The following is a 20,764-nucleotide window of genomic DNA, read 5'->3' as shown; positions in this document are numbered from 1 at the left end:
TGACCGAATCGCACCGCATGGCGGGATCGCCCGGTCCGAATGTCACTAACTGTCCGCAGATCGCCACCCTTCGGGGTGCATACCCGCAGGTTCGCGTTCCGCGTCGAGTGCCGTGCCCCGCTGGTCGGTGACGCGCACGGCGTCCACGTACACGCCGCGACCGCCGTAACCCGTGCCGCGGACGTAGCGCCACCGGTACTTGGTCGCGGACTCCACCTCGACCTCGACCTTGGCCCACCGCCGCTGCCCGTAACCGGCCAACACCTGGATATCGCGCCAAGTGGACCCGTCGTTAGTCGCCTCCACCACGACCCGGTCACCGGGGTCGAGGTCGACGAACGCCCAGAACGACAGCCGCTGCCGCTCGGAGCGCTGCGGGAGGTCCCGCGTGGTCAACGTGCCGCCGTTCACCTCCGGCGTCCACGCGGCGCCGTGCCGGGGCTTGACCGCCAGCGCCCGCGCCAGGCCGTCGGCCGCCGCCCGCCGGGCCGGGTTGATCGAGCCCCAGTCGCGGCTCGGGTGCACCCGGTTGGTCAGCAGGATCGCGATCGACCGCGATAGCGGGTCCAGCACCAGCGTGGTGCCCGTGTAGCCGGTGTGCCCGGCGGCCCTCGGCGACGTCAGCGCGCCCATGTACCAGCGCTGGTCCAGCTCGAAGCCGAGGCCGTGCGCGTTGCCGGGGAAGGCCTGGTTGAAGTCCGTGAGCATCAGCTCGACGGTCTCCTCGCGCAGGATCCGGCCGCCCGCGTGCGCGCCGCCGTTGAGGATCGCCTGGCCGAGCACGGCCAGCTCCCGCGCGGTGGAGAACACGCCCGCGTGCCCCGCGACCCCGCCCAGCGACCACGCGTTCTCGTCGTGCACGGTGCCGCGGATGATGCCCCGGCCCGCTTGATACTCGGTGGCGGCGACCCGGTCGAGCTTCGACGCCGGCGGGTTGTAGCCGGTGTCCCGCAGGCCGAGCGGGCGGGTGATGTCGTCGCGGACCAGCTCGTCCAGCCGCTTGCCGGACCACTTCTCGGCCAGCAGGCCCAGGGTGATCAGGTTCAGGTCCGAGTACACGTAGGTGGTGCCGGGCGCGCTGCGCGGCGTGGTGTCCATGACGGCCTTGATCCGGGATGGCACGTCCGGGTGCTGCGACCACAGCGGCAGCCAGGCCACCAGGCCCGAGGTGTGGGTCAGGAGCTGCCGGACGGTGATCGACCCCTTGCCGTTGACCCCGAACTCCGGCAGGTGGCGCGCGACCGGGTCGTCCAGGTCGAACCGGCCCAGCTCGTGCTGCCGCATCACCACGACCGAGGTGAACAGCTTGGAGATCGACGCCAGGTCGAAGATCGTGTCCTGGGCCATCGGCACCCGCTGGTCCTCGGGCAGCTCGGTGCCGGCGGCGTCGGAGTAGCGGACCGCCCAGCCCGTCGGCTCGTGGGTGACCACGACGCCGTCGTGCGCGAACAGCGTGACGGCGCCCGCGAACAGCGGGTGGCCGGTCGCGTCGGGCGCGGTGTAGCGCTCGATCTGCGCCAGCGCGGCGTCCAGCGGAGCCTGGTCGAGTCCCACGCGCTGCGGGGTACCCGTTCGCAGGACGCTGTGCGACCAGCCGTCGTGCGGCTGGTCGAAGCGGGCCTCGCGGCGGTCGGCCTGCGCGGGCAGGGCGACCGCCGTCAGCAGGGTGGTGGCGATCAGCAGGGCAGGGACGCGCATCGCTGTCTCCCTCTACCGGTAGCGCAGGTAAGGCCGGCGGGTGCGGTCGAACGCGGCCAGCTCCTCGGCCCAGGCGCCGACCACCTCGTCGGCGCCGGCGCCCGCGTCGACCATGAGGCGCAGCCGGTCCGAGCCGCTGAGCTTGTCGATGTAGTGGTCCGGGCGCCACGCGAAGACCTCGGGGTAGCGGGCCTTCGCGGCGACGATCATGGTGACCGCGGTGCGCGGCGCGTCGAACCGGTGCGGGTCGGTGAGGTGCAGGGCGACACCGGCGCACGCCTTGTTGGCGAACTTGTTGAAAGTGGGCGTGAAGTAGGCCTCGCGGAACCGGACGCCGGGCAGCTCCAGAGCGTTCAGGTCCTCGGCCCAGCGCCAGTCCAGGCCCGGCGCGCCGATCGTCTCGAACGGGCGGGTGGTGCCGCGGCCCTCGGAGAACACCAGCCCCTCGAACAGGCACGTGCCGGGGTAGACCAGCGCGGTGTCGTGCGTGGGCACGTTCGGGCTCGGCGGGATCCACGGCAGGCCGGAGTGCAGGTCGTCCCGCTTCCAGCCCTTGACGTCCACGACTTCGAGGCTGCTCACCCGGCCGCCGTCGGTCGGCAGGAACTCGCCGTCGAACAGGCGCGCCAGCTCGCCGATCGTCAGGCCGTGCTGCTGGACGATCGGCTTGCGGCCGACGAACGTCGCGTGGGCCGGGTCGAGCTGCGGGCCGCGGGCCGTGCCGCCGACCGGGTTCGGCCGGTCGAGCACGACGAACTTCGCGCCCGTCGCGGCGGCGGCCTGCATGACCGCGTACATGGTCCAGATGTAGGTGTAGAAGCGCGCGCCGATGTCGGCGATGTCGAAGACGAGCGTGTCGACGCCCGCCTTGGTGATCATCCCGGCGATCTTGGCGACGCTCGCGCCGTAGGTGTCGTAGACCGGGATGCCGGTGCGCGGGTCGAGGTAGTCGCCCTCCGAACCGCCCGCCTGCGCCGTGCCGCGGAAACCGTGCTCGGGACCGAACGCGGCCTGCGGCCGGACCCCGGCGGCCACCATCGAGTCGACGATGTGGGTCTGGTCGCGCAGCACGCCGGTCGGGTTGGTGACCACGCCGATCCGCTGGCCCGCGAACCGCCGCCAACCGTCCTCGGCCAGCTGCTCCGCGCCGGTCTTGACGACGCGCGGCCGATCGGGGTGGTGCGACTCGTCGGCGTGCTGCGACCCGTCGGCGTCGAGCGCGCCGAGGGCGGGCACGGCGAGGGCGCCGGCGAGGAAGTGCCTGCGGTCCACCGGGATCACCAGACCAATCCGTGGCCGAGCGGGTACGGGGTCGGGCCGGGCACCGCGACCGGCAGCGTGCCGACCGGGCGCACCTCGCCGGTGATCACCCCGGCCAGCGCCGCCATCGAGACCGGGCTGTAGGAGTACGTCGCCAGCCACGTCGGCGCGGCCGTGTGCGCCACGTCGTACGGGTTCTGCACGGCGACCGCGACGACCGGTTTGCCGGTGGCCAGCAGCCGGGTCAGCAGGGCCTGCTGCGCCGGCTGGCGGGACAGCGCGTTGGTCAGCACGACGACCAGGTCGGCGCTCGCGGCGGCCTGGACGGCGGCGGTGACCTGCGCTTCGGTCGGCGCGGCGCCGGTGGGCAGCGCGGTGCCGCCCAGTGCGCCCGCCAGCGCGCGCGTCGTCGTCTCGCCCCAGCCGGTGACCAGCGCGGCGGTCGGCTTCGCGGCCGGCGGCAGCACGCCCGCGTCGTTGCGCACGGCGGTGACGGTGCGCTCGGTGATCCGCCGGGCGGCGTCCAGGTGCTCGGCCGGGCCGACCGCGGAGTCGACCGCGTCGACGTCCACCGGCGCGCCGGTGAACGCGCCGCGCAGGAACTTCATCCGCAGCACCCGCAGCACGCTGCGGTCGATGCGCTGCTCGGTCAGCTCGCCGCTGCGCACGGCCGCGAGCACGCTGTTCACCGCCAGTTCGAGGTCCACCGGCATGAGGAGCTGGTCGACGCCCGCCTTCAGGGCCAGCACCGGGATCTCGGCGTCGCTGTGCAGCTGCCGCACGCCCGCCATGCCCAGCGCGTCGGTGATGATCACGCCGTCGTAGCCCAAGTTCACCCGCAAGAGGTCGAGGGCAGGCTTGGACAACGTGGCCGGTTCACCCGATGGGTCGATCTTCGGCATCTGGATGTGCGCGGTCATGACCGAGTCGACCCCGGCGGCGATGGCGGCCCGGAACGGCGGCGCGTCCAGCTCGTTCCACTGCGCCTCGGTGCGGTCGACCCGCGGCAGCGTGGTGTGGCTGTCGGTGCCGGTGTCGCCGTGGCCGGGGAAGTGCTTGGCGGTCGCGCTCACCGCGTCCCGGGACAGGAAGCGGCCCTGGTAGCCGCGCACCTGGGCGGCGGTCATCGTGGCCGCGAGGGCCGGGTCGCCGGAGTAGGAGCGCACGCCGATGACCGGGTTGGCCGGGTTGGAGTTGACGTCCGCGTCCGGCGCGAAGTTCTGCGTGATGCCCATGGCGCGCAGCTCGCGGGCGGTGATGCGGGCGGCCTGCTCGGCGTCCGCCGTGCTGCGGCCCGCGCCGAGCGCCATGTTGCCCGGGAACTGGGTGGCCGGCGGGCCGATCCGGGTGACGATCCCCATCTCCTGGTCGATGGCGATGGTCAGCGGCAGGCGGCTCGCCCGTCGCAGGCCGTTGGAGAGGGTCGCGATCTGGCGCGGTGTGTCGATGTTGTCGTAGCTGGAGTTGTTGAAGTAGACGACACCGCCCGGCTGGAACTTCGCCACCACCTCGGCCGGGGTGGCCACGCCGAAGTCGCGCAGGTTGCCGGGGTGCGCCTCGTCCGGCGACTGGCCGTGCACGTAGGTGACGAAGAGCTGGCCGACCTTCTGCTCCAGCGACATGCCGCGCACCGCGGCGGCGAGGTGCTGTGCCTGGTCGGGCGCGGCCCGATCGGGCGCGGCCTGCGCCGGTGCGGTGACCGCGGAAGCCGCGGCCACGGCGACGACGACGAGCGGACGGAGCACTGCGGCCTCCCTTCGGGGAATCCTCCACCACCAAGTGGTGCTTTTGGCAAGTTACCCACGTCACAGAGGTGGGTCAACGGGTTGCGCTGCGTGGCCATTGTGGGGAGGGGGTCCGACAAAACCGGGGGTTTCGGCCGTCACTCGTTCGGGCACTTGTTCGGGGAGTCGCGCTTTCGGGGCAGAAGGCATGGCACGAAAAGACGGTGGGGCCCCTCGCAGAGGGGCCCCACCGTCGACAGCGCGGGCTTCTGAGTTACCAAGCGTGCAACTCGTGTCGTACCGACCTGGCCTCGGCGTCCGGCGTCCCGGTACGCAGGCCCTTGACGACAAGCCTCCCGCGGCGTGCTGCGCGTGGGTGTCTCGAAGTCCGCGCACGGAGCTCTGCCGGGGTGGACGACGCTTCTCTTCCGCTTCGTCCCTGGCCGACCAGAGGTCCGCACTTCCTTTGTAGTGCGTGTCGGCCGTCACAGCAAGGGCTCGATGGGGTGCACCGGTCAAGCGACGTTCAGTAGCGGAAAGTCTTTTGTGACAGCGATTTCGACCCTCCCGCGCCCCCGGTACCGCTGACCGGGGTGACGGCGGGGTGAATCAGCTCCGCCGCCGCCGGCGCAGGCCGTACCAGGCCACGCCGGCCGCCGTCGCGGCGCCGAGCCCGATCGCGGTCACGGCGACCGCGGCGCCCGACGGGCGGGGGATGCGGGCGCGCAGCGACACGGGGTCGGAGAAGGTCAGGACCGGCCAGCCGCGCTGGGTCGCGACCCGGCGCAGCGCCCGGTCCGGGTTCACCGCGGTCGGGTGGCCGACGGCCTCCAGCAGCGGCAGGTCGGAGATGGAGTCCGAGTAGGCGTAGCAGCGGCTCAGGTCGTAGTCGTGCCGGTCGGCGAGCTGCTTGACGGCGATCGCCTTGTTCTCGCCGGCGCAGTAGAAGCCGACCTCGCCGGAGTAGCGGCCCCCGGCGACGACCATCCGGGTGCCGACGCTGTGCGTCGCGCCGATCATGGTGGAGATGGGCGCGACCAGCTCCTCGCCCGAAGCGGACACCACGACCACGTCGTGGCCCTCGCCCTTGTGGTCGGCGATGAGCTGCGTGGCCTCCTTGTAGACGAGGGGGTCGACGATGTCGTGCAGCGTCTCGTCCACGATCGAGCGCACCTGCTCGACGTCCCAGCCCTCGCAGAGCGCGGTGATGTGCGAGCGCATCCGGTCCATCTGGTCGGCGTCGGCGCCGGCCAGCATGAAGACGAACTGCGCGTAGGCGCTCTTGAGCACCGCACGCCGGTTGATCAGGCCCTCTTGGAAGAACGGCCGGCTGAACGCCAGCGTGCTCGACTTGGCGATGACGGTCTTGTCCAGGTCGAAGAACGCGGCGACCCGGCTGCCTTCGGTGGCGTGCTCGGTCACCGCTCAAGCTTAGGCGGGGCGCCTGCGGCCGGCCGCTGCCGGTTGTTCGTCGGTTTACGAAATGGGTGTGCTGTCCATCGAAATTTCGCTTCCCTCTAACGGAAGACACGCAAGACCTTGTCCGGTGGGGATACAGTAGACGGGTCCGGCTCGACCGGACAGGTTCAGTCCGACCCCCCGGGACTGAACCAATGACGACCCCCGTCCCTCCCCCCTGGCGGGGGTCGTCCCATGTCCGGGGTCGGTTCTCCGGGCCGCCGCGTTGGACCTCGGGTCGCCCGCGGCCCTCCTTGCATCGACTCCTGATCTTCCGCTGTCGCGCCGTTGTCGAGGTGTGCTCGCACGGCCGCGGCGCCCCGGGTTGTCCACAGCCCCACCGGTTGTCCACATGTTGATCATGACTCGTTGTGTCCTTCCTCACCGCTCGACACCGTGGAACCCGTACCCCTGAACAGGAGGACGGGATGAAGCGACCGGTGGCGCTGGTGGCCGAAGCGGGTCTGGTGGACGAGGTGCTGCACGCGGCGGCGGTGGTCGGCTGCGAGGTGGAGCGCGTGGCCGACGTGACGGCGTTGCGCGGCAGCTGGCACGCCGCGGCGGTGGTGGTGCTGGACGAGGAGGCCGTCGTCGCGTGCGTGGCCGACGGGTTCCCGCGCAGATCGGGTGTCCACGTCGTCGGCGCCGGGCCGCCGGGTCCGGAGGTGTGGCGGTGCGCGTTGGCGTTGGGCGTGGAGCAGGTGCTGGAGCTGCCCGCGGGGCAGGAACGGCTGCGCGCGGTGCTGGCCGATGCGGCCGAGGGCGGTCCCGTCGCGGACGGCAGGGTGCTGGCGGTGCTGGGCGCCCGTGGCGGCGCGGGCGCGTCGGTGCTGTCGGTGGCGGTGGGGCAGGCCGTGTCCGCCCTGGGAGGTCAGGGGTTGCTGGTCGACTGCGACCCGTTGGGCGGCGGGCTCGACGTGCTGCTGGGCGCGGAGGGGCAGGAAGGCCTGCGCTGGCCCACGTTGCAGCTGACCGGTGGCCGGGTGCCGGTGGCGGCGCTGCGCTCGGCGCTGCCCGGCCGTTCCGGTGGTGGGCGCGGGAGCCTGACCGTGCTGTCGTGCGGCCGGACCGGCCCGGGGCCGGAGCCCGATGCCGTGGTGGCGGTGGTCGAGGCGGGGCGGCGGGCCGGTGGCACGGTCGTGTGCGACCTGCCCCGGCAGCTGACCGCCGCGGCGTGCGCGGCCCTCGACCGGGCCGACCTGGCGGTGCTGGTGGTGCCGGCGGACGTGAAGGCGTGCATGGCGGCCAAGGCGCTGGTCGACCAGGTGGCCGAGCGCGGCGCGCGGCTGAAGGCGGTGGTGCGCGGCCCGGCGCCCGGCGGCCTCACCACGGCGCAGGTCGTGGAAGCCGTGGGCGTGCCGCTGCTGACGACCATGCGGCCCGAACCGGGCCTGGCCGCCGCCCTCGACAACGGCCGCTTCCCGGAGACCCACCGGGGACCGCTGGCGAAGGCGGCCCGGGAAGTCCTGGCGGTGCTCCATGACGGCTGATCGCGCACCCGGTCCGGTGCGACGGCTGCTCGCCGGACCGGCTGTCGGCGGGGGTTCGGGGGTGCTCCGTGAACCGTGATCGCAAGCCGACGGTGAAGCGGCACCCGGGTTTCCGGCCGCCGGTCGCGTTCCGGACCTGTCGGCCGGTGTCGTTGGCGGCGCTCGTGCTGGCCGAGTTGTCGTTGCCGCGCCTTCGGCAGCCGGTCGACCCCGACGTTCTGGCGGAAGCCGTGCGTGAAGTCCTCCCCTTGCGGCACAAGGGGTTGCGGGAGGTGGTGAGTGGTGAGCGACCTCGTTGAACGGGTCCGCAGGCGGTTGGCCAGTGGGCGCACCGAGTTGACCTCCGCCGCGGTCGCCGCGGCGGTGCGGGGTGAGGCCGGTGGGGTGCTGGGCGATGAGGACGTCCAGCGCGCGCTCACCGTGCTGCGCCAGGAGTTCGTCGGCGCCGGGCCGCTCGAACCGCTCCTGCGCGACCCGGGCACGACGGACGTGCTCGTCACCGGGCCGGACCAGGTGTGGGTCGACGGTGTCGCCGGCCTGCGCCGCACGGACGTCGCCTTCCCCGACGAAGCCGCGGTGCGCCGCCTCGCCCAACGGCTCGCGGTGGCGGCGGGGCGGAGGCTGGACGACGCGGCGCCCTGCGTCGACGGGTGGCTGCCGGGTTCCGTGCGGCTGCACGCCGTGCTGCCGCCGATCGCTCCGCTGACGTGCCTGTCGTTGCGCGTCCTCCGCCCCGCCGCGCACGACCTGGCGGCCCTGCGCGCCCGCGGCACGTTCGACGGGGCGACGGCCGACCTGCTCCGCGCGATCGTGCTGGCCAGGCAGGCGTTCCTGGTGGTCGGCGGCACGGGGTCGGGCAAGACGACACTGCTCGCGGCCCTGCTCGGCTGCGTGCCCCACCACGAACGGGTGGTGTGCGTGGAGGACGCGGGTGAGCTGCAGCCCGACCACCCGCAGGTCGTCCGGCTGCTCGCGCGCGGCCCGAACGTCGAGGGCGCGGGCGAGGTGACGGTGCGCGACCTGGTCCGGCAGGCGTTGCGGATGCGGCCGGACCGGATCGTGGTCGGCGAGGTCCGGGGCGCCGAGGTGTGCGAACTGCTGTCGTCGCTGAACACCGGGCACGACGGCGGCGCGGGCACCCTGCACGCCAACTCGCCCGCCGAGGTCCCGGCCCGGTTGGAGGCGCTGGCGGCGCTCGGCGGCCTCGACCGGCACGCGTTGCACAGCCAGCTGGCGGCGGCGGTGAAGGTCGTCCTGCACACCGGCCGGGCGGCCGACGGGACCCGTCACCTCGCCGAGATCGGGGTGCTGCACCGGCGATCAGGTCACCTGGCGGTCCGGCCGGCCTGGCGGCGGGACGGCGGTTGGCAGGAGGCGGGCGCGGCGCTCAAGTCCCTGGTGGGGTGGTCATGAGCTTCTTGCTGCTGGCTGCCGCGCTGCTGGTGCTGCCGTCCGGTCGGGCGCGGCGGCGGTTGGTCGGGGGTCGACGTCTGCCGCGGTGGCGGGCGCCGACGGTGAACCTGCCGCTCGTCGTGCTGGCGGGCACCGCGCTGGGTGCTGCGGCGGGCGTTGGCGGGGCGGTTGCCGGCGGGCTGTTGGCGGGTGCCGTTTGGCGGGCGCACCGGGAGGTGGGTCGGCAACGGGCGCGCTTGGCCGCGGCGGGTGCGCTCGCCGACGGGTTGCAGGCGTTCGTGGCCGAGTTGCGCTCGGGCGCCCACCCGGCCAAGGCCGCTGTCGGCGCGGCCGAGGACGCGGGAGCGCCGGCTGCCGAAGTCCTGCGGGCGATCGCGGCGACGGCGGCGCGCGGGGGTGATGTGGAAGCGGCGCTGGCCGACTTCCCCGACGCCCACCACCTGGCGCGGGCGTGGCGGTTGGCGGCGGTGCACGGCGTGCCGCTGGCCGACGTGCTGGACGCGGTCCGCCGTGATCTTGATCGGCGGACGGCGTTCGCGCGGCAGGTCCACGCCCGGATGTCCGGTCCGCGGGCCGGTGCGGCGGTGTTGGCCGGGTTGCCGCTGTTCGGGGTGGTGCTCGGCGAACTGGCCGGTGCGGGTCCGCTGGCGGTCCTGACCGGCGGCGCGCTGGGGCAGGTGCTGCTGGTGACCGGGGTGGTGCTGATCTGCGCCGGGTTGCTGTGGAGCGGTCGGCTGACCGGGCAGGTGATCGCGTGAGCCTCTTCCTGCTCGCGCTGGCGGTGATCACCTTCCCGGCGCCGTCCAGGGCGGCGCTGCGGTTGAGACCCAGAGCGGGGCCGAGGCGGACGCGCGCGCCGAAGCCGGGACCGCCGGACCCGTTCGCGGCGGCGGCGACCTGGGACCTGCTGGCCGCCGCGCTGCGGGCGGGACTGCCGGTGGCCGGGGCGGTGCGGGCCGTCCTCCCCGGTGTCCCGCCGGGGCCGGCCGAGCGGCTTCGGGAGGTGGTCGACCTGCTGGCGTTGGGCGCCGACCCGGTGCACGCGTGGGCCAGGGCCCTCGACCACCCGGACACCGCGCCGCTGGCGAGGGCGGCACGTCGGACCGCGCGGTCGGGCGCCGCGCTGGCGGGTGCGGCGGCGGACCTGGCGGTGCAGGCGCGGGCGGGGGTGGCCGACCAGGCCGAGGCGCGTGCCCAACGCGCCGCGGTGCTCGTCGCGGGACCGCTGGCGCTCTGCTTCCTGCCCGCGTTCCTGTGCCTCGGCGTCGTGCCGGTGGTGATCGGGCTCGTCGGCAGCGTCGGCCACAGCTGGTAGTTGTCCACAGTAGACGGAGGAGTGGGGATGTCGGTTCGTCGGGTGAAGGTGTTGGGCGACAGCGGGATGTCGTCGGTGGAGTAGTCAAAAGTGTGGCTATGCATCCCCTGGCATGGCCAGTCTACCAGGGGAAACATTGCGTTTCATGATCAACTAACCGTGTGTGTCGCTGTGGGGGTCGACCCACGGAGCGCGGGACTCTGAGCAGGGGAAACGCTAGGGCTGCCCAGCGGCATTCCCGCGCCTTCAGGGCTTCTAGGCGGCGTAGTCGCAAGATCGCTTCACGCGACATCAGTGTTGATCTTGGCCACAGGCGTCGAGGAAGAGCCGGGTGGCTCCAACACGCCGTCCGATGCCTTCTAGCCTCCGTGTGCTTCGATCAACGTCTACGTGCAAACCGGTTCAGCTCATGAGGGTCCGAGCTGTCCAGCTTGTTCGTTTGCCACCTCATCCACCCACACCACATGCACCCGCCGTACTCCCGCCGACCGGGAGCTGATCTCGAACAGCGTCCTTGCACTCTTGGCGCTCTGGGAGTGCAGTTGGAAGTCACCTTCCACGGAGTTGACGTCGGCACGGTTCTCGTAGGCCAGGCCGTAACCCGCCACGCGGGCGTCTTCGGCCTCGCCGTACTCCTCCACCAGGGCGAACAGCCGCGGGGCTTCGTCCACCGCCAACTCCCGCATGAGCCCGGTGAACTGCTCCGCGCTCCACGGCGGCATGGGCCTGGTTGGTGCTGCCTGCTCTACCAGCTCGGTCACGCGCTCTTCCTCTTCTCGAAGCTCTGGATCACGTCGGCCAAGGCGTCACCGGGCATCAGGCGGTTACCCGCCTCTTCGGGCGTGACCAGCCAGATCACCGGCGTCTCCCCGAGGGTGCTCGGCGGCAAGGGCATGGGCATCCCGGCCTCTACCACCTGGGCGTCACTGCTCATGAGCAATGAGGGCACCGGCGGCCGGACCAGGAAGTAGGCCAGCGGCATGTTCGGGAAGGCCAGCACGGGCGTCGGCAACTTGGAGAACCACGGGTCATCCGGGAGCGCCATGACCAGCGACTCGGCCACTGCGAACGCGCCCAGCTCCGCACCGGTCACGGTGAAGACGTTGGGCTCGTGCAGGCCCGGAGCCGACCACCACTCTCGCACCAGGTCGGCGTTGGTGGTCGCTGCCTCGATGGGCTTCAAGCAGGGACTGGTAACCGGCTGCTCGTCGGCGGGGTCAGCGAAGTGGCCCTCGTGCCAGATCGCTCCCGGTATGACCGGCCAACCGAGAGCCGCGTAGCTCAGAGCCGCTTGTGAGGTCGTCGATGGTTTGGTGTTCGGCGTGCTGGTCGGCACTGCCTTACCTTTCTGTCGAGTGATCTTCTGCTGGAGTGAAAGCGGGCATGACCTCGAACAGGTCGTGGAACTGGAGAGGTGCCAGGGCGACCAGCGCACCGCCGATGAACGCCGGGCCGGGCTGCAGCTCACCGCTGAGCACCCGTGCGACCGTGGAGCGGTTGACATCCATCGCCTTGGCGAGGGCGTAGTCCGAGCGGAAGCCCGCGAGCCGCGCGGCCTTGGTGAAGAAGTCAGTCCGAAGTCGAATGGTGCGCGGCATCGTGGTGGTGAAGCCAGTGGGCGATGAGTTGCTGGGAGTCCGCCATGCTCAAAGCCAGGCGGCTGAGCCGGTCCATCTTGTGACGGTAGGAAGCGACGACCTGTGGATCATCGTGGAAGACGGTGGCGGCGTAGGTCTCGACGTAGACCACCGGTCGATGAGGGGCAGCCAGAGTGAGCAGCGTGGCCGGGTGCTGCAGAACCTCGTGCAGACCACGTGCGCGAGGAACAACCCGAACCACGATGTTCGTCGTGTGTGCCAGACGGGTCAGGTACAGCAGTTGATCCCGCATCACCGCTGGAGAGCCGACGACTGAGCCCAGGGCGGCTTCGCTGACGTAGAAGATCACTGGGCGGTTCACCCGCCGAGCCGAGTGTGCTTGACGATCCATGCGCGCGGCGACGGTGTCCGTGTCGCTGAGAGCCAAGGCGTAATCGGCAGTCTGAGCCAGGCTCGGAACTCCGACGGGATCGTAGGTCGTGATCGCGGTGGCTTGCTGTTCATGTACGCGCAGGCCAAAGAGGTCATCGGCTGATGCCTCATGGGGACGGAGGAAGCTGCCCGTGTCGACAGCTTCCACCAAGGCCATGACCCGGTCGCGGACCTCCTGCTCCGCGCCGCACACGCCGAGGAACAGCGCAATCTCGTGTGGCGAAGTGCCGCGAGTACCTGCCTCGAGCTTGGACAGCTTGCCCGCCGACCACCCCAGGACATCGAGAAGATCATCCACCGTCTTCCCTGCCTGCTGCCGAACCATGCGCAGGTAGGCGCCAAGCTCGCGGCTGTGAGCCGAACTTGACCTGCGGGGCTTGCCCTCCGCTCGCGTCATGAACCCTCCAGCCACGAGTGGTTCGCTGCGCTGCGCGTGGCCGTCTGCGTATCGGTGACCAGCAGCAGGCAGTGCTGCAAGCGGAGGTGGCACAGCACACGAGCCACCTCGTCCCGATCGTCTGAGATGTGCCACGTGCTAGGGGTGACGAGACCGCTTGGACGCAGACGCTCCAGCGAACCTTGCAGGCGTCGGAAGCCCCGTCGTTCCAGCGGGGGCAGGGTGGTGACGTCGGAGAACATCGCCCCCAACGTGAGCTTGATGCTCCTGGCCCACTGGTTCAGGTGAGCTTCACCGTGAGGAACGAGTGCGTCCTCACCCGGTACCGCCCGTACATAGCCGAGCGTCAGTTGCCCTGCAGTCAACGGCGGATGTTGTACGGCGGTGCGGATCACTGGTTCGACCTGTCGCCCGGTGCCGTCATCGGTCATCCCTCGTGGTTCCTAGTTGATCTGTCAACGAGTCCCGATGGCAACTGCGCCGAGCACTCACACGCGAGCGGCTGCTGCCCCCTTGATCGACATCGGGAAGACTGACAGCAGAAAACCCCAATAAGTCCACGCGGCGAAGCATTCGAGTGTTGTCTCGATGTAGTCTCTTGCCTCTGGTAGTGCGAAAAACGCTGGTCAGAGCCTTGTGGTGCCCCATAGGGGCGATACAGTCGGTGCTACCAAGGAAGGGATGCCGAGATGGCCAGGCGGCGAGATGAAGACGGGTTCTTCACGCACCCGCTCGCCTACGTGCGCGCCGAACGGAACTGGACGTACCAAGATCTGGTTAACGTCATCGCTCGCCACGTCGGCAACATGGCGTCGCGCCGGGAGAAGGCATGGCGCTGGGAAAACTGGGGCGTCGTACCTGATGAGGACTCTCAGTACGCCCTGGCTCGTGAACTAGGCGTTCCGCACGAACAGGTGCGTCGGCTGGGATGGCCTGCCTGGCTCCCGGCAGGGGACCGCCTGAACGTGGGACTTCCCTGGACTCAAGAAGCAGCGTTGACCTCGCTCGACCACACCGCAGGAGCTGCTGTGCTTGATCGTCGTGCTTTTCTGACCCTGAGTGCCGGGACTGCGGTGACTGTCGCCAACCAGTGGTTGTCGCTGGAACCTCCTCGCGTCGATGTGGCTCTCCGCGGCGGCATGATCGACACGACCTTGGTGGAGGCCCTTGAGCAGCGCCTCCCGACCATCAGGCAGATGCAGTACGCCCTCGGTGGCGGCAGCGTGCGCAACCTGGCTGATGCCGAACTCAGGTTGGTGACTGACCTGCTTTCCCGCAGCAGCTACACCCAGCAGCTCGGTGAGCGCTTGTTCAACGTCGCTGCCGAGCTGGGCCGGGTGGCTGGGTGGTCGAGCTTTGATGCGGGCTTCCACGCCTCGGCGGAGCGCTACTTCATGGCGGCGCTTCGGGCCTCGCACACCGCCAGCGACCGGGCGATCGGGGCCAACATCCTCAAGTGCATGAGCTTGCAGCTCGTCGACGCCAAGCGGCCGGATGAAGCGTTGGCTATCGCGACGGCGGCGCGTGATGGTGCGAAGCAGGCTCCGCCGCGCATCATCGCCATGATGACCGTGCGCGAGGCGCGGGCGCACGCCGTGTTGGGCGAGACCGTCGAGTGCGAGCGGCTCCTCGTGAAGGCCGAAGCCGCCATGAGCCGCGCTGACGACCATGAGTCGCCGGGGTGGGCCAGCTACTTCGACCAAGCTGAGTACTGCGCGCAGGTAGCCGCCTGCTACCTCTTGCTACGCCGCCACCAGGCCACTGACCACTGGCTGAGTCAGTCGCTCAACCTGCAGCCGGCCGAGCGCCCGGTTGACCGCGCGACCTACCTGATGTGGCGCGCCGAGACGGTGCTGGAGCTTGGCGACGTCGACCACGCCTGCACGCTCGTTGGTGAGGCTGTGCCGTCCATCGCGGCGGCGCGGTCGGCTCGAAACCGGCGGCGCCTGGTGAACCTCCAGGGCAAGCTTGATGCGCACCACCAACACCCGGCCGTGGCTCAACTGGACGAGCAGGTTCGGACTCTGATCGCATAGGCGGTATGACCGCTGGCATCACGCGCGTGGCTCTGGTGACCGGTTCCAACCGCGGGCTCGGCCTTGCCATCGTGCGAGGTCTTGCTCAGCAAGGGCTTCACGTCGTGCTGACGGCGAGAAGCGAGCAGGCGGCGGAAGCTGCCACTGCGCCTCTTGTAGCTGAGGGCTTGCCGGTCTCAGCGCATCAGTTGGACGTCACGGATGTGGCGAGTGTCAGCCGGGCGGTCAACGACATCACCTTCGAGCACGGGCGGCTCGACGTGCTCGTGAACAACGCCGCCGTGGCGATCGACCGCGGTCTCGACGCCTCGTCGCTCGACCAGGAGCGGATCAAGGCGACCTTCGAGACCAACGTCTTCGGGGCGTGGCGCTGCGTCTCAGCGGTCGCGCCGGTGATGAAGGAGCAGAAGTACGGGCGCATCCTGAACCTGACGACGCACATGGCCAGCCTCGGCACGATGAAGAGCAGCAGCCCGGCCTACCGCGTCTCCAAGACCGCCGTGAACGCGCTGACCAAGGTGCTCGCCGATGAGCTGCACGAGCACAACATCTTGGTGAACGCGGCGTCCCCAGGACGTGCGGACACCCGCTTGGCCTACGGCAAGGCGGAGCAGACGCCCGATGAAGCAGCCAGCGCGATGCTGTGGTTGGCGACGCTGCCGGATGATGGGCCGACAGGTGGTTTGTTCCATGGGCGTGAGGCGTTGGATTCGTAGGCCACTTGTTAGATCGATGGAAAAGGCTTGCCTTGTAGCTGGAACTGTGTGCCGTACTTTTGTTTTCTGAACTTCATGACAAGAATCCGATCCGACATCTGTCGGTACAGCAAGTTTGCGCGCTCCTTTTGAGGTTGGCTGCTAGAGTGCAAGAAGTTTCGTGCAGCGCGAATTTCGCGTTCAGACCCGCCGTGGTGTACGGCAAGACAGAGTGACGTTATGTGTTTTCGAGGAAGGTGTTCCGCGTGTGATCTAAGTATTAACAGTGCCAGTGTGGAACGCTCATGCGCACCCTGCATGGTGTGGCGCTTCTGCATCAAGTAGTCCGCTTTGGTCAAGCATTTTGCGATTCTCTTGACTGCTTGAGGAGTCGATCGTTTCATGGCTCTACTATTGTATCATTTTTCGATGTTACCTTGAATCCACCTCGCTACTTCTCCCGTGATGTCCAGTCCGGGAACAAACGCCTCTAGCCACATCCATGCACCATGCGGGTTGGACTCCAGGAACACGAGGGTTCCATCTTCTCCGACGATAAAATCACTCGCCGCGAAAGGTAGACTAAAAGCTTCCAGGAGTGAGGTGAGTTTCTGTGCCGTGGATAGGTCCAGTTCGCCCATGCGATATTCGCATGTCGTCGCTGTCGCGCGCCAATCAAACCGATCGGGCTCAGTGTCTGACGAGAATACTTCCACGGCGAAGTGTTGCTCGCCGACTGTGGTAACGCGCAACTCCTTTCGTCCCTTGATCAGCGGCTGGAACTGGCATGGAACCGTAGCCACTTGTGCCAAATGAGCGATATCTTCGCGTGTCAGACGATGAGTGTAAGCGAATGTTCTTCCAAGTTCCGATTTGTCGGTCGTAAGGATTGGGCGGCTGATCGTTTTAGCGACTACCTCGCCCTGGCGCTTGATCCACTCCCGAGCCGAGTTAGCACTGTTGGTTATCAATGTGTCAGGTAGGTTAAGTCCGTGCTCTGTTGCAGTCAGATACTGAAGCGGCTTATTGCCAGCCTTTCTGCATCCCCAGAAGTCGTTGAACCACTTCCCTGGGCGAACGATGGAGAGCAACCCTTCGATAGTTTGTTCCACCTCGCCCGTTGCAAAGTCCAGGTAGGCAGGGTGCAGACCTTTCGATATACCGGGCTTACCTAGCCTGCGGAACCAGGCAACCTTTGGCCTAGTAACGTCCCACTGTACGTTGCCCTCGTGGACAAGTACCCGATAATCCCCGAAGGTGTCGAAGGCAAGGGTCGCCGCTTGTTCTCGTGGAAATCGGTCAACGTCTAGGCGGCAAACAGAAATGTCGCCGCCTAGACGTTGAAGGACTGCCGAGATATGCGGGTCGACCGATGTTCCTATCACTAGGAGGTCAACCGAGTGCATGATCTAGACGTCCGCCTCTTCCGTGTCGTTCCGCCATGTACCGGTATCGTCGTTTCTGCCCATCTCGTTGGAGCTGTACGGCGTGGTGGTGCCATCCGCAGCCCATCGAGCCAAGAAAGGCAACTCGCGGTCCAGATCGATACCTTCTGAGACGGTCGCAAGATGCGTCACCATATTAATTCACCTCCTTCTAGGTGATATCTATGCTTGCCGCGGTCTGTGGCAAGCAGCTTTCCCCCGAGACTATTCGTACTGCTAGTTCGCTAGCGAGACTTGAGAGTCACTGCCACTGCACTCCGTAGCTCAAGTGTGGCTTCAACCCGTGAAACTCGGTGGCCAGTTCGCCAAGTCGGTCTACGGATAGCAGTTCCCCTGTCGGTTTGAAGTCAACTGTCGCGAACCGCGGCACACCATTAAGTCGCCAGATTTTCTCCGGTATGTCCGTTGAGTCGAACTTGACGCGCAGATAAAAGTGCGCACACGGAAGCAATGGCGCCAGTTCGCAGTATGGCAACATCCACTCGCGAGGATACGAAGTCAATTCAACGCCGTACTCGTGCGCATCGCCAAGGTTGAGCGGTCGGGGCAGCTTCATCGTGAATTTGACATAGCCTGGTGCGGTCTGCTCGTCGGCAATGAACTCACCGCCGTATAACGGCCGTACAGCAATACGATCCGACCCGTCGAAGTTCGGAGGGCGTGGAGCGCTAAAGTAGATGTCAAATTCTTTGACGCCATCGGTTGTGGCGATGATGCGGCGCTCTTCACGAAGCAGCGGTACCGCTCGGTCCATGAACAGTACAGAGCGAACAGTGTGGTTGTACCACCCGGTTGGTGTGAACGGACTGGCACCTTCCGCTGTCAGTTCGTCGATCATCTCGGCCAGCATCCGGAACGCCGAGTCCACCCGCCGGATCGCTGTCTTCGGGTCCTTACGCATGAAAGAGGCGAGCCAGGTCATGCGGTCCTCTAGCGTGATGCCGGGTGCTTCCGCCGCCAACCCGAAGGCGACTCGAGCCGCGAGCTTGCGATCTTCGTCCAGCTCCTCGCACAGTTCCGTCATCTTGAGGACGATGGAGCGCCTGACCGACATGGCCGTGTCGGCTTCGGTAACAGCGCACAGGGCACGAAGGCGCGGCCCCACACGGTCACGAAGGTCGTCGGCCGCCAGGCCGCGCCCTTTGCGCAGCTCTTGCAGCTCCTTGACCGTGTCGGAGGTGGAAGCCATACGTACTCCTAGTGGGTGGTCGTGCTCAGGTAGCGCTACAGGGAGCCTGGCAGTTACAGACTTTGATGCAAGACATCCATTCGGACGTGGGGGAAGAATCTGGGACAGGAGGACAAATCCTGGACATTTGATCTTAACTATGTTGCAATAGAGGAGAATGGAACAAGCATCACACGATTATGAGCAATCCCAGGCACGAACACCTGAGGAGTTATTAGCTCTCGGTGATTCGTTACTTGACGACTTCCGTCGAGCGGATAGTGCCATTGCGCGCATTCGGCGTGAAGTCCTTAGGGTCAGGCGCACTCTTGCTCCCGAGGAAGAAATTCTGGACGAACGAGCCGATCACTTAACTCGTGTGCTTGTAGAGCTACCGAGTCGGGATATTGACCTTGCCCGCTATGTCTATAGTGTGCTCACCCACAGTGATGACCCAAGAGATCGATATTGGGCTGCCATCTTTGTGCCGCACATGCTTGCTGTCGACAAGTCGACGGGGCTAGGCATGCTGGAGCGCCTTATAGGCGACGAAGAAACTGAGCAAAAAGTTCAAGACACGGCTTGGGATGTACTGACAACGGATATCGCCTCACAGAACCTAATAACCCTAAGTGAGGCTGTGGAGTACATCGACACGTACCACCATCTGTACAGCTCGCGCTTGGTGCAACGGGCAAAACATGCCAGAGAAAGGCTGCAATCCGGCAACGAATAGTGTTACTCCCATTGCCAAGCGACGCCTGCGCAGAGACCACCATACAGATCGGCGAACTCGACCGATATCCTCCCCTCGTTATCCAAGGTTAGCGGAATCCCTGACTCGGGAGCGCCGGGCCGTTCGATACGATGCAACTTATCGTAGCCCCAGAGAAACTTAGGTCGATCCGTCAAGAAGTGAACCTCTACACGGTAACGCAGCGCTGGGCTCTCAAAACTTTGACCGGAAAAGTCAACATTGACCGTAGGTTCTGGATCACTCTCGGGTACACGTTCGCGAAAGCTAAAGGTATGCGCCCGTCCTCGCCTGAGCGGCACTGGAAATTCGATGGTGTGAACAACACCTCCGTCGGCACCACGAACCGAAGGCGCAAGAATGCCACCTTCGGTGTCGCTTAGTTCAGTGGGCGTATATGTACCGTATCTAAAGTGCGGTGCGCCATCGACGAGCGGAATTACAGTTCGCGTCTGACGTGATTCCACAAATCGTCGGTCTTTATTGATACACACTACGCTGAGTTGCGTCATAAGGTAGCCGCCGCGCGGAATAGGAAAGTCCTTTGGATCTGGTGCGCCTGCGTAGAAGGCGCTTAGCAGCCGAAGTGCCAATTCGTCGATAGCTTCGTCTTCCCAGTCTCGTACCCGACCGGCCGTACGCTTGACGGACTTGGCATAGGCGGCTCGACGCTCCTTAAGTTCGGTCTGCTGATCGCCACCGTCCGCACCGTAGGCCGCCCACAGAGCCCTGCCGCCTGGGAAGTCGTTCATCGAGCGCAACGCAGACAGGAACCGCTCACGGGTCGTCTCCGTCGGCTGCTGCGGGCCACCACATGCTTGGACGACCGCTCCTGCCTTGCTAAGTCGAGCAAGGGTGAGGCCCGGCCCCTTACGCAGCCACTTGAGATCCTTGACCAGCTCGCTGTCCTCGCTGCTGCGATCTTGGCTGTCAGCCACCACGTCTCCTACCTGCGAGATTCCACTTCCGCGCCACTTTTGACCACCAACCCAACTGGGCTGCTGAGATTGACGCAAGCCGCCATCAGGAGGGCGGCCAGGCCCCGGATGGTGGATGGGTCGCGGCTACTGGGCAGGAGGTGAAGCACATGGGTTCGCACTGGATCTGGCTGCTGCTGGGTCTGGTGTGAGGCAGACGGAAGCGGGCACGGGTTCCTAGGCACGTAGTCCGCTTCCGTCGCCGAACACCTACGGGCGCACCCGGAAGGTACGTTCCAGACTAGCCGTCTAGACAAAATCTGGACAGGAGTTGTCTGGCGCAGGCCCGGATGTCCTTGCGACATCCGGGCCTGTTGCTGTGTCCAGGTATTGTCCATCGCCACTTTGCAGACAACTGTCCATTTGTCGCCCATCGGGTGTCTATGCACAAGGCTTACGCCATCGGGGCTAACCTCGTAGGTTTTCATTAACCCGATACTCCTCGGCAAGTACCGGCATGACAAGGAGTTGCTAGATGGCAGACCTTGCGCATCGTCTTAGCAAAGCCGTTGAAACGGGTGATCGCAACTGCCTGTTCGCGTCGAACGGGCATCTGACCAGCAAGAAGGAGAAACCAGTGTCAGGAGAGCTCCAGCGTTTCTCGACGCAGGCCGAGGTGTCACCGCTCATGCGCACGCATGGCGGTCTTGTCCTCTCCAGCGAGGGTCGCCAACTTCAGGCGTCGCTTCGTCAGGAGGCGGCCGACGGCATCCTCAAGAAGGCGCGTGTCGCCATCGCGACCGACGTGGCGATGGACGCCATGGACAGCGTCAAGGCGGTGGATGACTACCGCCGCACGTTGGCGGGCAGCGACGAAGGGCTCAACGCGCTTCTCGCTCAGGTCGAGCTGAACCACGTCAGCCACGTCAGCCGCATCCAGCGCGGCAGTGCCTTCTAGGCAGCG

General features: G+C 67.3%; 20 protein-coding genes. 8 read left to right on the top strand and 12 right to left on the bottom strand.

What is annotated here, in order from left to right; all coding sequences use genetic code 11:
• Nucleotides 1-45: 45 nt before the first annotated feature.
• The 4 genes from AB0F89_RS05850 to AB0F89_RS05835 all read right to left on the bottom strand — a co-directional run bounded on the left by AB0F89_RS05850 (nucleotide 46) and on the right by AB0F89_RS05835 (nucleotide 6,104).
• A complete protein-coding gene (locus AB0F89_RS05850; protein ID WP_367133330.1) occupies nucleotides 46-1,698 on the bottom strand; it encodes a serine hydrolase in 1,653 nt (550 codons plus the stop codon).
• A 12-nt stretch (nucleotides 1,699-1,710) separates the two neighbouring features.
• Entirely contained in the window at nucleotides 1,711-2,976 is a 1,266-nt protein-coding gene (locus AB0F89_RS05845; RefSeq protein ID WP_367138725.1) for an exo-beta-N-acetylmuramidase NamZ domain-containing protein, read from the bottom strand.
• Complete coding sequence (locus AB0F89_RS05840; RefSeq protein WP_367133328.1) at nucleotides 2,976-4,703, bottom strand: glycoside hydrolase family 3 protein; 1,728 nt, start codon at nucleotides 4,701-4,703, stop codon at nucleotides 2,976-2,978. The genes AB0F89_RS05845 and AB0F89_RS05840 overlap by 1 nt, the downstream gene beginning before the upstream one ends.
• A gap of 588 nt (nucleotides 4,704-5,291) precedes the next feature.
• Entirely contained in the window at nucleotides 5,292-6,104 is an 813-nt protein-coding gene (locus AB0F89_RS05835; RefSeq protein ID WP_367133326.1) for an HAD family hydrolase, read from the bottom strand.
• Between the two features lie 464 nt (nucleotides 6,105-6,568).
• Here AB0F89_RS05835 and ssd point away from each other — a divergent pair, with 464 nt between their 5' ends.
• The 4 genes from ssd (at nucleotide 6,569) to AB0F89_RS05815 (ending at nucleotide 10,358) form a co-directional block, all read left to right on the top strand.
• Complete coding sequence (gene ssd / locus AB0F89_RS05830; protein ID WP_367133324.1) at nucleotides 6,569-7,630, top strand: septum site-determining protein Ssd; 1,062 nt, start codon at nucleotides 6,569-6,571, stop codon at nucleotides 7,628-7,630.
• Nucleotides 7,631-7,909: 279 nt separating this feature from the next.
• Nucleotides 7,910-9,043, top strand: coding sequence for a TadA family conjugal transfer-associated ATPase (locus AB0F89_RS05825; protein ID WP_367133322.1), 1,134 nt, complete (start codon nucleotides 7,910-7,912; stop codon nucleotides 9,041-9,043).
• A complete protein-coding gene (locus tag AB0F89_RS05820) occupies nucleotides 9,040-9,801 on the top strand; it encodes a type II secretion system F family protein (RefSeq protein WP_367133320.1) in 762 nt (253 codons plus the stop codon). The genes AB0F89_RS05825 and AB0F89_RS05820 overlap by 4 nt, the downstream gene beginning before the upstream one ends.
• Nucleotides 9,798-10,358 carry a type II secretion system F family protein gene (locus AB0F89_RS05815; RefSeq protein ID WP_367133318.1) on the top strand — a complete coding sequence of 187 codons (561 nt, stop codon included), beginning with the start codon at nucleotides 9,798-9,800 and terminating at the stop codon, nucleotides 10,356-10,358. The genes AB0F89_RS05820 and AB0F89_RS05815 overlap by 4 nt, the downstream gene beginning before the upstream one ends.
• A 407-nt stretch (nucleotides 10,359-10,765) precedes the next feature.
• On the opposite strand, the gene AB0F89_RS05810 is transcribed toward AB0F89_RS05815, so the two are convergent.
• Genes AB0F89_RS05810 through AB0F89_RS05790 form a run of 5 tightly spaced genes read right to left on the bottom strand, consistent with a single transcriptional unit; the run spans nucleotide 10,766 to nucleotide 13,216 of the window.
• Entirely contained in the window at nucleotides 10,766-11,119 is a 354-nt protein-coding gene (locus tag AB0F89_RS05810; protein ID WP_367133316.1) for a hypothetical protein, read from the bottom strand.
• The gene (locus tag AB0F89_RS05805) at nucleotides 11,116-11,694 is read right to left on the bottom strand and encodes a bifunctional DNA primase/polymerase (protein WP_367133314.1); all 579 of its coding nucleotides are present in this window, start codon (nucleotides 11,692-11,694) and stop codon (nucleotides 11,116-11,118) included. The genes AB0F89_RS05810 and AB0F89_RS05805 overlap by 4 nt, the downstream gene beginning before the upstream one ends.
• A 4-nt stretch (nucleotides 11,695-11,698) precedes the next feature.
• Nucleotides 11,699-11,956, bottom strand: a complete 258-nt coding sequence (locus AB0F89_RS05800; RefSeq protein WP_367133312.1) for a transcriptional regulator — start codon at nucleotides 11,954-11,956, stop codon at nucleotides 11,699-11,701.
• Nucleotides 11,928-12,785, bottom strand: a complete 858-nt coding sequence (locus tag AB0F89_RS05795) for a helix-turn-helix domain-containing protein (RefSeq protein WP_367133310.1) — start codon at nucleotides 12,783-12,785, stop codon at nucleotides 11,928-11,930. The genes AB0F89_RS05800 and AB0F89_RS05795 overlap by 29 nt, the downstream gene beginning before the upstream one ends.
• Nucleotides 12,782-13,216, bottom strand: coding sequence for a hypothetical protein (locus tag AB0F89_RS05790; RefSeq protein ID WP_367133308.1), 435 nt, complete (start codon nucleotides 13,214-13,216; stop codon nucleotides 12,782-12,784). Before AB0F89_RS05790 ends, AB0F89_RS05795 begins: the two co-directional genes overlap by 4 nt.
• A 258-nt stretch (nucleotides 13,217-13,474) precedes the next feature.
• On the opposite strand from AB0F89_RS05790, the gene AB0F89_RS05785 reads away from it, so the two are divergent.
• Together AB0F89_RS05785 and AB0F89_RS05780 are read left to right on the top strand one after the other, a co-directional pair.
• Complete coding sequence (locus AB0F89_RS05785) at nucleotides 13,475-14,821, top strand: hypothetical protein (protein WP_367133306.1); 1,347 nt, start codon at nucleotides 13,475-13,477, stop codon at nucleotides 14,819-14,821.
• Between the two features lie 5 nt (nucleotides 14,822-14,826).
• A complete protein-coding gene (locus AB0F89_RS05780; RefSeq protein WP_367133304.1) occupies nucleotides 14,827-15,537 on the top strand; it encodes an SDR family NAD(P)-dependent oxidoreductase in 711 nt (236 codons plus the stop codon).
• A 398-nt stretch (nucleotides 15,538-15,935) separates the two neighbouring features.
• Here AB0F89_RS05780 and AB0F89_RS05775 read toward each other — a convergent pair whose 3' ends face one another.
• Together AB0F89_RS05775 and AB0F89_RS05770 are read right to left on the bottom strand one after the other, a co-directional pair.
• Nucleotides 15,936-16,922: an MvdC/MvdD family ATP grasp protein gene (locus AB0F89_RS05775; RefSeq protein ID WP_367133302.1), complete on the bottom strand. Its 987-nt coding sequence runs from the start codon at nucleotides 16,920-16,922 to the stop codon at nucleotides 15,936-15,938.
• 280 nt (nucleotides 16,923-17,202) lie between these two features.
• The gene (locus tag AB0F89_RS05770; protein WP_367133300.1) at nucleotides 17,203-18,150 is read right to left on the bottom strand and encodes a hypothetical protein; all 948 of its coding nucleotides are present in this window, start codon (nucleotides 18,148-18,150) and stop codon (nucleotides 17,203-17,205) included.
• Nucleotides 18,151-18,307: 157 nt separating this feature from the next.
• On the opposite strand from AB0F89_RS05770, the gene AB0F89_RS05765 reads away from it, so the two are divergent.
• Entirely contained in the window at nucleotides 18,308-18,865 is a 558-nt protein-coding gene (locus tag AB0F89_RS05765) for a hypothetical protein (protein WP_367133298.1), read from the top strand.
• A 2-nt stretch (nucleotides 18,866-18,867) separates the two neighbouring features.
• On the opposite strand, the gene AB0F89_RS05760 is transcribed toward AB0F89_RS05765, so the two are convergent.
• Nucleotides 18,868-19,821, bottom strand: coding sequence for a hypothetical protein (locus tag AB0F89_RS05760; protein ID WP_367133296.1), 954 nt, complete (start codon nucleotides 19,819-19,821; stop codon nucleotides 18,868-18,870).
• Nucleotides 19,822-20,335: 514 nt separating this feature from the next.
• Here AB0F89_RS05760 and AB0F89_RS05755 point away from each other — a divergent pair.
• Nucleotides 20,336-20,758, top strand: a complete 423-nt coding sequence (locus AB0F89_RS05755) for a hypothetical protein (RefSeq protein ID WP_367133294.1) — start codon at nucleotides 20,336-20,338, stop codon at nucleotides 20,756-20,758.
• Nucleotides 20,759-20,764 lie beyond the last annotated feature (6 nt).

The sequence above is a fragment of the Saccharothrix sp. HUAS TT1 genome, from assembly GCF_040744945.1.
Taxonomy (GTDB): Bacteria; Actinomycetota; Actinomycetes; order Mycobacteriales; family Pseudonocardiaceae; genus Actinosynnema.
The sequence above is the reverse complement of the archived record's forward strand: the minus strand, read 5'-3'. Positions and strand labels throughout refer to the sequence as shown.

Bases quoted from the DNA above. Each gene is read 5' to 3' on its own strand.
- ssd (WP_367133324.1), top strand. From the start codon at position 6,569: ATGAAGCGACCGGTGGCGCTGGTGGCCGAAGCGGGTCTGGTGGACGAG.
- AB0F89_RS05755 (WP_367133294.1), top strand. From the start codon at position 20,336: ATGGCAGACCTTGCGCATCGTCTTAGCAAAGCCGTTGAAACGGGTGAT.
- AB0F89_RS05800 (WP_367133312.1), bottom strand. From the start codon at position 11,956: ATGCCGCGCACCATTCGACTTCGGACTGACTTCTTCACCAAGGCCGCG.
- AB0F89_RS05790 (WP_367133308.1), bottom strand. From the start codon at position 13,216: ATGACCGATGACGGCACCGGGCGACAGGTCGAACCAGTGATCCGCACC.
- AB0F89_RS05775 (WP_367133302.1), bottom strand. From the start codon at position 16,922: ATGCACTCGGTTGACCTCCTAGTGATAGGAACATCGGTCGACCCGCAT.
- AB0F89_RS05795 (WP_367133310.1), bottom strand. From the start codon at position 12,785: ATGACGCGAGCGGAGGGCAAGCCCCGCAGGTCAAGTTCGGCTCACAGC.
- AB0F89_RS05780 (WP_367133304.1), top strand. From the start codon at position 14,827: ATGACCGCTGGCATCACGCGCGTGGCTCTGGTGACCGGTTCCAACCGC.
- AB0F89_RS05850 (WP_367133330.1), bottom strand. From the start codon at position 1,698: ATGCGCGTCCCTGCCCTGCTGATCGCCACCACCCTGCTGACGGCGGTC.
- AB0F89_RS05770 (WP_367133300.1), bottom strand. From the start codon at position 18,150: ATGGCTTCCACCTCCGACACGGTCAAGGAGCTGCAAGAGCTGCGCAAA.
- AB0F89_RS05785 (WP_367133306.1), top strand. From the start codon at position 13,475: ATGGCCAGGCGGCGAGATGAAGACGGGTTCTTCACGCACCCGCTCGCC.
- AB0F89_RS05765 (WP_367133298.1), top strand. From the start codon at position 18,308: ATGGAACAAGCATCACACGATTATGAGCAATCCCAGGCACGAACACCT.
- AB0F89_RS05820 (WP_367133320.1), top strand. From the start codon at position 9,040: ATGAGCTTCTTGCTGCTGGCTGCCGCGCTGCTGGTGCTGCCGTCCGGT.